The sequence below is a fragment of the Flavobacteriales bacterium genome, from assembly GCA_021739695.1.
In the GTDB taxonomy this organism is placed as follows: domain Bacteria; phylum Bacteroidota; class Bacteroidia; order UBA10329; family UBA10329; genus UBA10329.
The window spans coordinates 1-13,102 of record JAIPBM010000049.1 but is presented as its reverse complement, the minus strand read 5'-3'; the positions used below and the strand labels follow the sequence as shown (position 1 = coordinate 13,102).

Here is a 13,102-nt window from a genome sequence, read left to right as displayed (position 1 = left end):
TACGATACATCTACCGAAATTGCTACAAGCGGTGTTTATAGAGGATGCTGGGGAGTTTATCCCTTGCTGCCGTCAGGCAACATTTTAGCTTCAGATATGCAGACAGGACTTTGGGTTTTGGGCTCGATGGCAACTGGCGTTCAAGATTCCCCATCAGCAGAAAACCAATTCTTCATTTATCCGAATCCGGCCTCCGATCAAGTATACGTAAATCGTTCGTTAGGAACATTCAATTACAGTGTATTTGACATGTATGGCAAGCAAGTGGCTACAGGACGTTCAGCATATTCCTTTGACGTAAGTTTCCTTCAATCGGGAATGTATGTTCTGAAGTTGCAAGCGAAAGGGCTTGGCCATACCACACGGTTCATTAAGAACTAAGGCAAATACCTTAACAGACTTTTATCAGTTTTTTTTCCGACCAAGGTCAAGGTCTTGGAGCCGTGTATGCGCTTATTTCGCTTTCAGATAAACGAAATAATAAACCATCATGAGTGCAACAACAGCTCCTAAGAAACACATTGACGAACTTCATTTCGAACACCGTCTGTGGACAAATAATATGAAGTTCTACTACGATGAGGTTCGCATTTTTGAAAACCGATTGGAAGAACTGGTTAAAAGGAATACGAAGGTTGAGGTTACTTCACAAATAGAACATTTTCAGAATCAATTTATCCGCCAGAAAGAAGTTGCTCAAGAATTGATCAGCAAATGCGGAGATCACGATAAGTTTTTGGCAAATCAAGCTCAGGATCATCCAATTGCGATTGACCACGTGCTCTTTGCTGATCACACAAAATTGAGAGATCAAGTAGAAACCTTTGAGAAGATCTACAAAGAGTTGAAGGCAGAATTCATGTCCTTCTTAGTGAAGTGGATGTAATACAGGAGACGATGAAATTGAGGATTGACAATTCGAAAAAGATCAGTGAAGTGCAGGAGCAGTTTTCTGCTGCATTTCCGTACCTAAAGATTGAGTTCTTTAAAAAACCGCATGCTGCTGGCGAAATGTCGCCAATGCAGGAAATGGTTTCATCGAATGCTGATCTTAAGGATTGGAAAACAGTTGATACCGAAGGTGTCATCGAAATTAACGGTGAATCCACCGTACGAAACATAGAAAAGGAATTCCAAGAGCATTACGGAATGTCTGCTCAGGTGTTCAGAAAATCAGGAGAGGTATGGTTGGAAACTTCCGTAACCGATTCTTGGACACTGAAAGAGCAGAACGAACAGGGAATGTTCATGGATGAAGAGGTTGGTTCATGACCAATGAAAACGCGAAGGTTGGATGGTACCTAGCGTTTATCCCCCTTGCGAAAGCGAGGGGGTTTTTTATTTCCAGAAATTTGGAATGTGAAGATTTCAGACCAAAAAAAATCCCCGTGCAAACGGGGAGATCAGTTCAATAGCTAAGCGGTATTCTGACTATTGGCAAAGGTCTGGCCAATCTGTTTTAGCTCTGCCATAACCCAGATCAAGAGCTTTTCTCAGATCCTGACATCCACCGCCATTATCTTCCATAAAGCGCTTCAAGTGCCCACGGTGATAAAGCGCTTCTGCCAATCTGGTTTTCATATAGTCAGCTTTGCTGCCTTCAATCTTAGAACCTTCGTAATCAGCCAAAACGTTTTTGATCGATGCCTTGTATTCGTGCATTTCCACTAGATTCTCAGCAATTTCCACCGCACGGTTATAATCTTCCATCGCGGCAGGGAATTCTATCTTCTGGAATTTGATTCCTCCACGTCCAACATAAGCTTCTACAAAGTTCGGGTCAACTTCAATGGCCTTATCAAATTCAGCCTGAGATTCATCGTACTTACGTTGCTCCTTTAGTCCTAAAGCTAGATCGTAGCTTTTGGCGGCTTCTTCGAAAGGCGTCATGGAAGGAGCGGAAGCTTTTGCAGTATCGCCACTTTCCATTTTGGCTTTGGCTTTTGCTGCCGCAATTTTTTCCTCCTTCGTCATTGATGACGGATCTTTCTCGGCAGCAGGTTTAGACGCAGGAGTGCCATCCTGCGCAAATGTAACTACCGTGCTAAGGCATAAAAGCAAAGTAAAAAGGTGCTTCATCTATAGTGCAATTGCGGTGCAAGTTAATATTCTTGCCATTACTAATTCACATTCATCAATTTGAGGGTTGCCCAATTTTGAACAACGTTTTCTTAATAAATATTACTTAGATGAACTGTGACCTAGGTTCTCGAACGCCCGCTGCTTATTCATGATAGCTACGGTTAGTTCATAATCAGAATATCTGTAGACCTGATCTTCAGAAAAATTGCAGTAGTCCATGAATTCCAAAAGCCGTTCTCCTTCGTAACGGGTTATTCGACCAACAACCTCTTCGTTGAATTTCTTATCGTTGTATCGATGCTTGCCTTTTTCAGCTTCAAGCCTATGTAATTCCTGTCGTGCCTTGGCGTCTTTACTGAAATTACCATAGATGAATGAGGCTGGATTCATAATGTACTTTGCCTTCTTGATCTCGTTCTTGTCTTCCGTAATGGGTATCTCCCGTGGTGCCTTGCTTGGTTTTTGAATACCTACGATATCGATGGTTCCATCGTCCACTTCCAATTCCATAAAACGTTGTCTGAACTGGTCTTTGGAACCATAAGGATTCACCTCAACCTCGCCCAATTGATACTCACGCTGCGCCATTTTAACCTCAATGTAATCCGCAGTCATTTCCTTTTCGGTTATGATCAGCGCTTTGGAATGATAACCGATGCAGGTGAAAACCAAGCTATCGCCAAGATTCACGGGAATCTTAAAAGCTCCATTCTCCGAACTGATCGTGGCCAATGAATCGGTAAGGTTCAGGACGTGAACAGAAACAACCGGCCCGGCAGTAATGGTGTTTTTGATAATGCCACCAAGGAGTCTCCGATCTTGTGCATACCCAAGGCTAACCTGCATTAGGATGATGACGATGAATACGAGATTTCTCATTGGTTTTGCAAATAACGATGATCTGTTGAGATGAATTACCGTGCCAAACGGAGATAAACTGTCAATAATTGTTAATGATAAAGTCATTTCGCAACTTCGCTCATCTCAATTATACAAATGTCAGAACAACTTTTCACCGTAAAACCGGATAAGGAATCGAGCAAAGAGGTTTTGCTGGGGCGTATTGCAAATGAACGGGATTCGTTGAAAAGCGAACTTCTGAAAAACGGAGCCATCTTATTCCGAGGCTTTGATGTAAGATCTCCTGAAGATTTTGAAGATGTAGCACTAGCGCTTGAACCTGGGCTGCAGAATAATTACGCGGGAACATCACCTCGCAATAGCCGAACCAAATTTGTGCATTCGGCCAGCGAGTTACCTGGATATTATCCGATAACGCAGCATTGCGAAATGAGCTTCTTGCCAACTGCTCCGCGCTATCTGTTCTTTTTCTGCTACGTTGAGCCGCAAGATGGGGGCGAAACACCCGTTTGCGATTTCAGAAAGGTCTACGAACAAATGGACCCCGCAATTCGCAAAGAATTTGAGCAGAAAGGAGTGAAGCTTATCCGAAATTACTCTGGACCGAACACCAAGGCCGGAAACGACCTGTTTCAACTTAAAAAATGGGATGAACTTTTTAAGACCACAGATCATTCCAAGGTAGAAGAAGAATGTAAGAAGAATGAACTCAAGCCAACTTGGCTTCCTGATGATAAGTTGCGCTTGGTTAACGAGCGACCTGCGGTTCAGAAGCACCCGGATACAGGCGAAATGGTTTGGTTCAATCACTTGCAAGTGTTTCATCGCGAAGCGGCTGCTATCGAATACAAGCACATTTACGCAAGACGCAAGGATTTTTTCTCCTTACGTTATATGGTCATGCTGAATACCATCACATTCTTCAAACGAATTTTCAAGAAGCCAGAAGATGAAGCCATGCATATGTTTTTTGCAGATGGCTCGGTTATACCTAAATCCTATGTTGAACACGTAGAGCAGCTTATCTGGAACAATCTGGTGGCCAATCCATGGAAATTGGGAGACGTGTTGATGATTGATAATTTCAGCACCTCGCACGGAAGACTACCATATAAAGGCCCTCGCGATATTCTTGTAGCTTGGACGGCCTAGTCATTAGGAATGGAAAATTAGAAATTAAGAATTGTCGCAACATCTGATTGACTTTCTGTTCCTCATACTTACCTTTTAATACTTGAACGTGGAGGAGCAGATTGCCATCAATTTTGACCCGAACAGTAGGTTGCTACTGAACTTCCTTTTGGCATTCATCATGTTTGGAGTGGCGCTAGACCTGAAGTGGTCCGATATCACGCGCGCCATCCGAAGACCGAAATCAACGCTTCTTGGTTTACTGTCGCAGTTCATTCTCATGCCTGCACTTACGTTTGTGATCGCCTATTTCTGGAATCCTTTGCCAGGATTGGCGCTCGGAATGTTTCTGGTTGCCGCATGTCCTGGAGGTACTGTTTCCAACTTTATGAGTTCGATGGCCAAGGCCGATCTTGGCTTATCGGTTACGCTTACGGCCATATCTACACTGCTATGCGTGTTCTTTACGCCTTTCAATTTCGAGTTATGGAGTTCACTTTATCCAGGTACGGGCGAACTTTTGAAATCGGTAAGACTTGATGCATTCGAACTGTTCGAAACCGTATTTCTGTTCTTAATTCTGCCTGTGTTTGTCGGAATGGTGTTCGCTGCGCGAAAACCGCTTTTAACCCTCAAGATCATGAAGCCTGTCCGATGGTTGTCCATGGGCATTTTCATCGTTTTTGTGCTTATGGCATTCCTCAAAAACAAAGACAATTTTATCAAGTATGCCGATCTGGTGGTGGCCTTGGTCATCGTGCACAACCTTTCTGCTTTGGTATTGGGTTATCTTGTAGGAAGGGCAGGGAAATTGGGAGAACCGGCATCTCGTTCCTTGGCCATTGAAACAGGCATTCAGAATTCAGGACTTGGATTGATCATCTGCTTCAATTTCTTTCCCGAAATAGGGGAGATGGCACTTCTTTGTGCCACATGGGGCATCTGGCACATCATATCCGGCATGACCATTTCTGTTGTTTGGAGCAGAATGTCTTAAAATAGATTTATCCTCTCGTTCAGGTACCGGATCATAACCATGACCGCCCCAAGGGTGGCACGAACCGATTCTTTTGATGGCCAACCAGCTACCTTTTATCGGTCCCCAAGTTTGGATGGCATCGATGGCATAAGTGGAACAGGTAGGCGTATATCTGCAACTTGGAGGCAGCCAAGGCGAAATGGCGCCTTGGTAAAATCGAATGGGCAGAATCAGAAGAAAGTTGATCACTGACCTCATTGGGTCATCTTAAGTTTTTTACGGAATGATGATGCGTTCGGCAAAGCTGAGCTCCTTGGATTGCAGTCGGCAAAAATAGGCACCAGAATAGAGACCGATGGAACTGAAAACGACCATTTGTGCTCCTTTTGGCTGATGACCATCCAAAATCGTGTAAACCACACGACCGCTCATATCCACAATTTCCAGTACCGCATCTTGATCCTCGTTGAAATCGAACTGAACCACAGGATAGCCTGAATTGTAATGAATTCGGTAGGCTTCAAAATTCTCTTCTTCAATACCAACACTAGTGCTTTCAAAACCTACAAATAGCACTTGATCGCCTCCAGGAATTGCCAACGTATCTGTTTCAGGAGCATAACAGATATCTGCCGGGCTGCTGATTCCAGGAACAGTGATCGTTTCGGAACTCGAAAAATCATTCGTGTACTTAGTGATCTGCGGGTTAGAACTGTTTCCCCACGATGAGAGATACCAATTTCCTTGAGCATCTCTGTCAATTCCATCTATGTTGAACAGACCTGTGTTAGCTACAACATCTGAAATGACGTTTGTGGTCAGGTCCATCTCCTTCACTTTTCCCGTTCCCCATGTTACGAATACGCAGCGGTTATTTTCGCTATCATAGCTGATGCCATTCGGAGTTTCAGAAATATTCTGAACAATCATTGTATAATTGCTGGGGTCAGTCACATCCATGGCGTAAATGTCCTTTCCGCTGAAATCTGTGAACCAAATGCTATCTGTGCCATTCGATGTCATTCCATTCAAGAATTGAGAGCCAGATACGGTTTGCGAGAAGATCAAGTTTTCAGTGATCAGATCGTAGCAACGAATAGTTGTTCCGTCTATCACATATAGTGCAGCTCCAACTACTTCCATGCCGTGCGATGCCTGTGCGCCACTTCCGAAGTAAGACAGTGCCCCATTAGGCGCAATTGCCACGATAGATGTATTGTCTGACGAAGTGAGGTAACGATTGTTTATAGGATCATATTCCACACTTTCTACCCCGGCAAGACTTTGCGCTTGGAGGTTTACAGAGAGCGCAATAAGGATGACGAAATGGATGATTGTTTTCATGGGCTGCGTAAATGCAGCACGAAACTATCAGAATGTGCCCTTGTCGCATGTTAATATCGATTGAAGTAATCAATAGTTCTTAACACTTGGTTTTGATATCTATTGGAACTGTGCCATAAATTCCATGTTCTTCGATTATTCGAAAGGCATTTGATTTTTACGCAACGATAAAAACGTAACAGCTGACAATGTTTGTACAAAGCCAGCTGTTACATGTCGATTCTTATAAGCCTTTACACCGTTTGCAATAACTCCTTTTCAATGACTTCCTTAAAGGCATTTTTTGGCAATGCACCAGGCTGCATCATTGGTTCTCCTTCAACAGGAATGAAGAGAATACTTGGTATGCTGCGAATGCCAAATACGGCCGAAAGTTCTTGTTCAACCTCGGTATCTACTTTGTAAATGTCCACTTTGCCTGCATAGTCATTGCTAAGTTCTTCCATGATCGGGGAGACCATTTTGCAAGGACCACACCAATCGGCATAAAAGTCGATGATGGCAGGGCGCTCTCCTTTATACTTCCACTCCTTCTCGGTAGTGTAATCGAAAATGTCACTCTTGAATTTATCTGCGGTTAATTTGATGGTTGCCATAATGTTCTGATTTCTTATGATTTACTTTACAAAGCTAGGTTGCCCATGTTCGGTATAATGTGATGCACGTCACTATGGTTATTTGTAAATCAGTATCGTTAAATCGCTGAGGGATCGGAGATAAAGTGCCGAACATAATTTTTAAGCATGACCCAGCAACCATTCAACAGCATCTTTTTCTTCCGTAAATGCCTTGAACGGAAACTTTGGTCTGTGCACTTGAATGAGTAGATTGTACATCATCCGTGAAACAGTAGAGCGAACCAGAACAGCTTCTGCCGTTATGGTTCTTTCAGCTTTTTCGTAAGAACCAAATAGCTTGCGAGCCTCCTCTGTCATTAAGAATTCAAACTCGTTTACCATCATCAGCAACAGCAGCGGTTTCCCGGCTGCAGCTTCCTCAGCCAAATCTAGAATGGCTATTAAGTCGTGAGCTTCATAGACGTCATCGGCCTCTGGTTTAAAATACACGATTCCATTCTCTGCGAGTCTGATCGTATTGGTTTTATAGCGGATAATGTCTTTCAAAGCCGAACAAAGTTAAGCTCGTTTCTCATCAATTGCCGAATCTGATAACTTTAGCGGTCTTAAGCGAGACAAATGAAAGAATACCAAGCTGATGCAGTGATCATTGGAGGCGGAATTGCCGGCATTACCGCTGCCATCGAATTAATGAACGAAGGTCAGAAAGTGCTATTGCTAGACCGCGATGTGGAGGAAGAACTAGGGGGCTTGGCTAAATGGAGTTTTGGTGGCATGTTCTTCGTGGATTCGCCCTTGCAGCGAAGAGCTGGAATGAAAGACAGCGTGGAACTTGCGCTTAGCGATTGGCATTCAGTAGCCGATTTTGGTGATAAAGATGTGTTGCCTAAGCTGTGGGCAGAGCAGTATGTGAATATGTGTACCGATCACATTTACGCTTGGCTTACCAAGGAACATGGTACTAAGTTCTTTCCAGTGGTGCATTGGGTAGAACGTGGGCTATTCAAACCAGGAAACTCGTACCCACGATTTCACATGGTGTGGGGAACGGGAAAGGGGTTGACAGATGACCTTATCAAAAGCATGCGTGGGCATTCTAAAGCCTCTACACATTTGCAAATGCTCTATCGACACAAGGCTGAGGATCTGTTGGTGGAGAATGGACGTGTAGTAGGAGTTAAGGGGCTTGACGAACGTAGCGGAGAATCATTCACTGCCAAAGGCGAAAACATTCTTGTAGCTACAGGTGGATTGGGTGGCAACATTCAAAAGGTGCGCGATACATGGTATAAACCATGGGGCGAACCGCCTAAGACCATTCTCAATGGTTCGCATCCTTATGCTTTGGGTGATATGCACGAAGCGGTGGAAAAGATAGATGGAAATGTGACCAACTTAGATTGGGCGTGGCACTATGCTGCAGGTGTACGGCATCCGCGTCCGAAATGGAAGGACCATGGATTGAGTCTGGTACCGCCAAAATCAGCCTTATGGCTTGATCATACGGGTAAACGTTTTGGACCAAATCCGTTGATCACTGCTTACGACACGCGCTGGACAGTGGAAGAGATATGCAAGCAGGAAAAGAAGTACAGCTGGCAGGTCTTGAATATGAAGATCATGATGAAGGAGTTTGCTATCAGTGGTTCTGAAAGTAATGAAGCTATACGTGATAAGAATCTACTTAAATTCTTGAAAGACATACTTTTAGGAAATAAGAAGTTAGTGAACGATATGCTCAATTCCCCAGACTTTGTCACCGCCAACACCTTGGATGAATTGGTCGATAAAATGAACGCTTTGGAAGGAACGGACGATGTGAAACTAGATCATGTTCGCGATAGTATCCTTCCTTACGATGCGATGATTGATCGCGGTCCGAGCTTCCATGATGATGAGCAGTTGCGGAGGATTGCTCACGCACGCCAATACCGAGGTGATAAGGTGCGCACGTGCAAATTCCAAAAGATATTGGACGATAAGGCACTTCCTCTTATTGCCATTCGAGAATCCATTCTCTCGCGCAAAACATTAGGTGGTATTCAGACCGACTTAGGAGGCCGCGTTATGAGCAAGCCTGTCAATGGCCATTCAGAAGCCATTCCTGGGCTTTACGCTATTGGCGAAGCTGCAGGATTCGGTGGTGGTGGTTCGCACGGAAAAGGCGCGTTGGAAGGCACTTTCTTGGGTGGTTGTGTACTCACGGCCCGTATTGCTGCAAAAACCATCGTTGACAAGAAGCTTTAGGTTGCTTGATGCAAACCTGACATTCCTGTCCGTTCAGTAACCCGATTTATATTTCCATCAAGTTCTAAGAACCTTTATCACTTGGGTTCCAAACGAACCTTCAATTCGAATGAAGTAAATGCCCGGTTCTTTAGGTAGTTGGATGCCATTGCGTGGGTACTTGCCAAAACTCGCCACAAGCTTTCCTTTCACACTAAAAACTTGAACGTTCGTGATCTCGCTGAGCTTGCTATTGCGAAGTTGCACCAATCCGTTCTGGCTTGGATTGGGATAGGCCGCAAAATCAAGCTTTTCAGATTCTTTTAAACCAGTAACCACAGCTATGCTCTCAATGGAATCGGCAGCCACAAGCACAGGTCGTTGATCGGCATTAGTGTACATCGTTTCAAAAGCATCAATCGTAGGAGTCGAGACTGCGAACATTTCCTGCATCCATTTAGGCGGAGCCGATTGGTAAAAGACGCGAGAACGAACTTTAATGCTTCCGTTGTATCCATTTAACGGGATGTGATAATGCACCACATCGGTTCCTGATCCTTCAAATCCATCGAAGTTGAAATCTGTGTCAACAAGCACTGTTCCTGCCAATACCGTGGTGTCGTAAGCAGCATGAGTGGTGCTAAACCCAAGCGGAGTCAATCGATTGTCTTTTATCGGAGCAACCGCCCGTTCAAGCACAGTGGTCACATCGCCATTCACATCGCCCATTACCATTTCATAGATCTGAACCTGTTGTTCGTTCGTGATCACATCGTAATGTGGTTCGAAGGTTGTATTCTGCCCAAGCACTTCGTAATCGGATTGCAGTACACCCGATTTGAATAAGGTATCGCCATTCTCTTCGAATACCAAAAACTCGATGAAAGCTCTTCTAGCAGGGTAGCCCGAAGGGAATTTATGTCCTGCGAGGTTTTCCAAGCTTACTTCGAAATAGGCAGTGTCATTATCGAAAGTGGCAAAAGACACATCCAGATTCATGGTTCGATGCTGAAGCATTTTTTCTGTTCGGGCAATGGTAGAATCCAGTTGCTCATCAGTGGCAGCAATGCCCAAGGTAGCGGCATTTTGCTTCAGCAATTTGAGCATGAAGCTGTTTCCTCCGACCAATTCGTGCTTCGAAAAAGGACTACGGGGAAACAACTCGGTATAATTTGCTGAAAGCACAATGCCTTCATCAATGGTCGGCATGTGGCATCCTTGGCACGTAGTAGCGTTGGATTGACCATCATTATATGCTGAATTCAACCATTCGTGATACGTGGCCTGCTCCACAAACGTAGCTCCCGTAAAGTCTCCATTGAGGTCGACACTTTCAGTGATGAGCGTGTGGCAACCAGCACAAAGCCCAGCATCGTTGATGTGGTTGCTGTAAACTGGAATGATGCCTACAAGGTCTTGCATCGGTGCTTCGAACGGTTTCTCAAACGGACCATAGGCCACCGGCTGCGGGGCAAAATTCAACGCGCCTGAATTCAAGTTGCCCAATTGTTGGTCAGATTGTTTGTGGCAAGCAAGACACGAAACGCCATCTTGTCCCAACGAATCACTTTCGAGGTCGGACATCCCGTAAGGTCCCATTGCAAATTCTTGGAAGGAATATCGTCCCAAAGGCGCATGGCATGAAGTACACTTGTCTTCCAAAGCCACTTGATGTTGTGGATTCACGGTTACCTCGTGACTTACTTTGGCGCGCCAGAACGGGTCTTTAGCGCTGTTGGCCATCATGGTGGAGCGCCAGTAAGAAACAGGGCTGATATCGTGTCCCATTTCATTCGTATTCGCATTCAGTGTTGGATCGTAGCCGTGGCATCCATCACAATTTCCAGAAGCTTTAAAATACCCGTTGTCTGAAAGCGGAAGTCCGATGTTGTTATCGCGGAAAAAATTGACCTCACCTGGTCCGTGATACGCCTGAGCATCGGTCCATTTGTAGTTGGCAATGGATCCTAGATAGGCCGCAAAGCCGATTCCAAGTACAAAAAGTGGTTTAATGAAGCGAATCATATACATGTTTTGAAGAGGCCTAAAATACCAGTTTTAAGCGCGATTCTTGTGTTTGCGAAGACAATGAAGACACTTGTGTAACTATGGTTACGAACAGTGCAGACAAGGCTTGTTTCCTTTGTGTCAGAAAAACGAAAAGACATGGGCATATTTTCAGCATTATTTGGAGGAACCAAGAAGAACGAAAAGGTGGCAGCATTGCTTGCCAAAGGAGCGATGATCATAGATGTAAGAACACCAGAGGAATATCGCTCAGGACACATCAAGCAATCGGTGAATATTCCGTTGAACTTGATTCCGAATAAGGTAAATGAATTGAAGCGTAAGAACAAGCCTATCATCACTTGCTGCCGATCTGGAGCAAGAAGTGGAATGGCGGCAGATCAATTAAGAAAAGCAGGAATTGAAGTAGAAAATGGTGGGCCGTGGAATAGTGTGCAGGGGATGATGTAAATGGAGGTTTCATGGTTGATGGTTAATGGCCCATCGAAGGTTGCCCCGCATGACGAAAGTTGTGCGGGGTTTTTATTTTTCGAGTGTTTTGATGATGGCGGCCAGTACGAACGCCTGATGTCTACGCGAATACTTTTCAGAAGAGAGCGAATGATTATCGTTTGAAACGGGATGATCTTTCAATTTTGAGATAGCATCTGATACTTCCGATTCTGAGTTGCAAATCATAGGTAAAACAGTATCGAGCACCATTTTCTGCAATGGGCCATTGTCGCTTTTGCACAAGATAATTGGTCTTTTCAATGCGATGTAATCGAATACTTTGGCGTAGATCTGTTGTTGATTTGGTGAGGCAAGTAGCAATAGTGCATGTGCTTTATTCAGTTCAAGAAGCACATCTTTCATTGGCATTTTTCTTGTCGTTCGAATAAACGGTCTTAGCATTTCCGAATATCCGATTACACGATTCAACTGTTCAGGTTGATATTCTAAACCGTAGAATACAAGTTGAATATCGTGTGGATTGAGATCATTCTTTTCAATTGCATTTTTTAAACCAGCTAGAAAAACTTCCAGCTCCTGATAAGGATAAATGGTGCCAGAATAAGCAATCACGAAAGGTCTTTCAGGTCGGTCAATTGCAGGAAGTTGCTGAATCAGTTCCTCGAAAAATCCGTTCATCACAATTTCTGATCGTATTCCTGGAATGAGATTCTCGACTTCTTTCTGATGCGATTCAACTGTGAAGGTGCAAAGCCGCGCATTCCTCACAATCCGTTCTTCTATTTTACTAAAGAAGGTATTGTTCAACCAAGTTTGAAGCTTTCCGGAGGCATGAAGCGTAGCGTAATTCTGGCTCCATCCATCACGATAATCCGCAATCCAAGGAATTCCAAATTCCTTCGAAAGCAAATCGGCATATCGGAACAGAATGAATGGCTCGCCCGTTGCAATGATCACATCATACTTACTATTAATTAAGCATTTGCGCGCTTCATGGTAAATATTCGACCGATTATCCAGTCGCATCCAATAGTATTGCCCAACAGAATAAAATAGTGAGAGTAACTTACGGATTAGCACCCTTTTATGCATTCCATGTTTCAGAAGAATCCGATCTCTTAGATTGGGTTGATAAGGAACTCGAACAATTGTTCCAAGCTCCGTTTCTTCCTTAACGACTTGCTGATTTAGGCTTGGCCTTACAAGGTCGTTCGGTTCGTTAATCGCGTCCCAATGGCGCGTTACAACTACGGGATGCAATCCAAATTCCTTGAAATACTTGAACCAACCAAGCGGTCGCTGAGCTCCGATTGAATTCAGTGGTTCAAAATCGTATGCAAGAATCAACACCTTTTTCATGCACAACAAAGATGTTCAATAAACGTGAAGCGTTTCAACCGAATCGTTTCTCCAACTCATC

At 44.1% G+C, this 13,102-nt stretch carries 14 protein-coding genes; 6 read left to right on the top strand and 8 right to left on the bottom strand.

Going from position 1 to position 13,102, the window contains the following annotated elements; translation table 11 throughout:
- The 3 genes from K9J17_18390 to K9J17_18380 all read left to right on the top strand — a co-directional run.
- Positions 1-381, top strand: a 381-nt coding sequence (locus tag K9J17_18390) for a T9SS type A sorting domain-containing protein (GenBank protein ID MCF8278702.1), incomplete at its 5' end; no start/stop codon positions are given.
- Between the two features lie 109 nt (positions 382-490).
- Complete coding sequence (locus tag K9J17_18385; GenBank protein MCF8278701.1) at positions 491-886, top strand: hypothetical protein; 396 nt, start codon at positions 491-493, stop codon at positions 884-886.
- Between the two features lie 11 nt (positions 887-897).
- A complete protein-coding gene (locus K9J17_18380; GenBank protein MCF8278700.1) occupies positions 898-1,272 on the top strand; it encodes a hypothetical protein in 375 nt (124 codons plus the stop codon).
- Positions 1,273-1,431: 159 nt separating this feature from the next.
- Here the strand turns inward: K9J17_18380 and K9J17_18375 are convergent, their stop codons facing one another.
- A complete protein-coding gene (locus tag K9J17_18375; GenBank protein MCF8278699.1) occupies positions 1,432-2,079 on the bottom strand; it encodes a hypothetical protein in 648 nt (215 codons plus the stop codon).
- Positions 2,080-2,181: 102 nt separating this feature from the next.
- A complete protein-coding gene (locus tag K9J17_18370; GenBank protein ID MCF8278698.1) occupies positions 2,182-2,961 on the bottom strand; it encodes a carboxypeptidase-like regulatory domain-containing protein in 780 nt (259 codons plus the stop codon).
- Between the two features lie 117 nt (positions 2,962-3,078).
- Here K9J17_18370 and K9J17_18365 point away from each other — a divergent pair, with 117 nt between their 5' ends.
- Positions 3,079-4,095: a TauD/TfdA family dioxygenase gene (locus tag K9J17_18365; GenBank protein MCF8278697.1), complete on the top strand. Its 1,017-nt coding sequence runs from the start codon at positions 3,079-3,081 to the stop codon at positions 4,093-4,095.
- Between the two features lie 841 nt (positions 4,096-4,936).
- On the opposite strand, the gene yidD is transcribed toward K9J17_18365, so the two are convergent.
- The 4 genes from yidD to K9J17_18345 form a co-directional block, all read right to left on the bottom strand.
- On the bottom strand, positions 4,937-5,299 hold the full coding sequence (gene yidD, locus K9J17_18360; GenBank protein MCF8278696.1) for a membrane protein insertion efficiency factor YidD: 363 nt from the start codon (positions 5,297-5,299) through the stop codon (positions 4,937-4,939).
- A gap of 30 nt (positions 5,300-5,329) precedes the next feature.
- On the bottom strand, positions 5,330-6,397 hold the full coding sequence (locus tag K9J17_18355) for a T9SS type A sorting domain-containing protein (protein ID MCF8278695.1): 1,068 nt from the start codon (positions 6,395-6,397) through the stop codon (positions 5,330-5,332).
- A gap of 233 nt (positions 6,398-6,630) precedes the next feature.
- Positions 6,631-6,993 carry a thioredoxin gene (gene trxA / locus K9J17_18350; protein ID MCF8278694.1) on the bottom strand — a complete coding sequence of 121 codons (363 nt, stop codon included), beginning with the start codon at positions 6,991-6,993 and terminating at the stop codon, positions 6,631-6,633.
- Positions 6,994-7,134: 141 nt separating this feature from the next.
- On the bottom strand, positions 7,135-7,521 hold the full coding sequence (locus tag K9J17_18345; GenBank protein ID MCF8278693.1) for a hypothetical protein: 387 nt from the start codon (positions 7,519-7,521) through the stop codon (positions 7,135-7,137).
- A gap of 72 nt (positions 7,522-7,593) precedes the next feature.
- Between K9J17_18345 and K9J17_18340 the strand changes: the two genes are divergently transcribed.
- Positions 7,594-9,222, top strand: a complete 1,629-nt coding sequence (locus K9J17_18340; protein MCF8278692.1) for an FAD-binding dehydrogenase — start codon at positions 7,594-7,596, stop codon at positions 9,220-9,222.
- A 57-nt stretch (positions 9,223-9,279) separates the two neighbouring features.
- Here K9J17_18340 and K9J17_18335 read toward each other — a convergent pair whose 3' ends face one another.
- The gene (locus K9J17_18335; GenBank protein MCF8278691.1) at positions 9,280-11,232 is read right to left on the bottom strand and encodes a T9SS type A sorting domain-containing protein; all 1,953 of its coding nucleotides are present in this window, start codon (positions 11,230-11,232) and stop codon (positions 9,280-9,282) included.
- Between the two features lie 135 nt (positions 11,233-11,367).
- Between K9J17_18335 and K9J17_18330 the strand changes: the two genes are divergently transcribed.
- Positions 11,368-11,679 carry a rhodanese-like domain-containing protein gene (locus K9J17_18330; GenBank protein ID MCF8278690.1) on the top strand — a complete coding sequence of 104 codons (312 nt, stop codon included), beginning with the start codon at positions 11,368-11,370 and terminating at the stop codon, positions 11,677-11,679.
- Between the two features lie 72 nt (positions 11,680-11,751).
- On the opposite strand, the gene K9J17_18325 is transcribed toward K9J17_18330, so the two are convergent.
- Positions 11,752-13,041, bottom strand: coding sequence for a hypothetical protein (locus K9J17_18325; protein MCF8278689.1), 1,290 nt, complete (start codon positions 13,039-13,041; stop codon positions 11,752-11,754).
- Positions 13,042-13,102 lie beyond the last annotated feature (61 nt).

Bases quoted from the DNA above. Each gene is read 5' to 3' on its own strand.
- K9J17_18385 (MCF8278701.1), top strand. From the start codon at position 491: ATGAGTGCAACAACAGCTCCTAAGAAACACATTGACGAACTTCATTTC.
- K9J17_18380 (MCF8278700.1), top strand. From the start codon at position 898: ATGAAATTGAGGATTGACAATTCGAAAAAGATCAGTGAAGTGCAGGAG.
- K9J17_18375 (MCF8278699.1), bottom strand. From the start codon at position 2,079: ATGAAGCACCTTTTTACTTTGCTTTTATGCCTTAGCACGGTAGTTACA.
- K9J17_18370 (MCF8278698.1), bottom strand. From the start codon at position 2,961: ATGAGAAATCTCGTATTCATCGTCATCATCCTAATGCAGGTTAGCCTT.
- K9J17_18365 (MCF8278697.1), top strand. From the start codon at position 3,079: ATGTCAGAACAACTTTTCACCGTAAAACCGGATAAGGAATCGAGCAAA.
- K9J17_18355 (MCF8278695.1), bottom strand. From the start codon at position 6,397: ATGAAAACAATCATCCATTTCGTCATCCTTATTGCGCTCTCTGTAAAC.
- trxA (MCF8278694.1), bottom strand. From the start codon at position 6,993: ATGGCAACCATCAAATTAACCGCAGATAAATTCAAGAGTGACATTTTC.
- K9J17_18340 (MCF8278692.1), top strand. From the start codon at position 7,594: ATGAAAGAATACCAAGCTGATGCAGTGATCATTGGAGGCGGAATTGCC.
- K9J17_18335 (MCF8278691.1), bottom strand. From the start codon at position 11,232: ATGTATATGATTCGCTTCATTAAACCACTTTTTGTACTTGGAATCGGC.
- K9J17_18330 (MCF8278690.1), top strand. From the start codon at position 11,368: ATGGGCATATTTTCAGCATTATTTGGAGGAACCAAGAAGAACGAAAAG.
- K9J17_18325 (MCF8278689.1), bottom strand. From the start codon at position 13,041: ATGAAAAAGGTGTTGATTCTTGCATACGATTTTGAACCACTGAATTCA.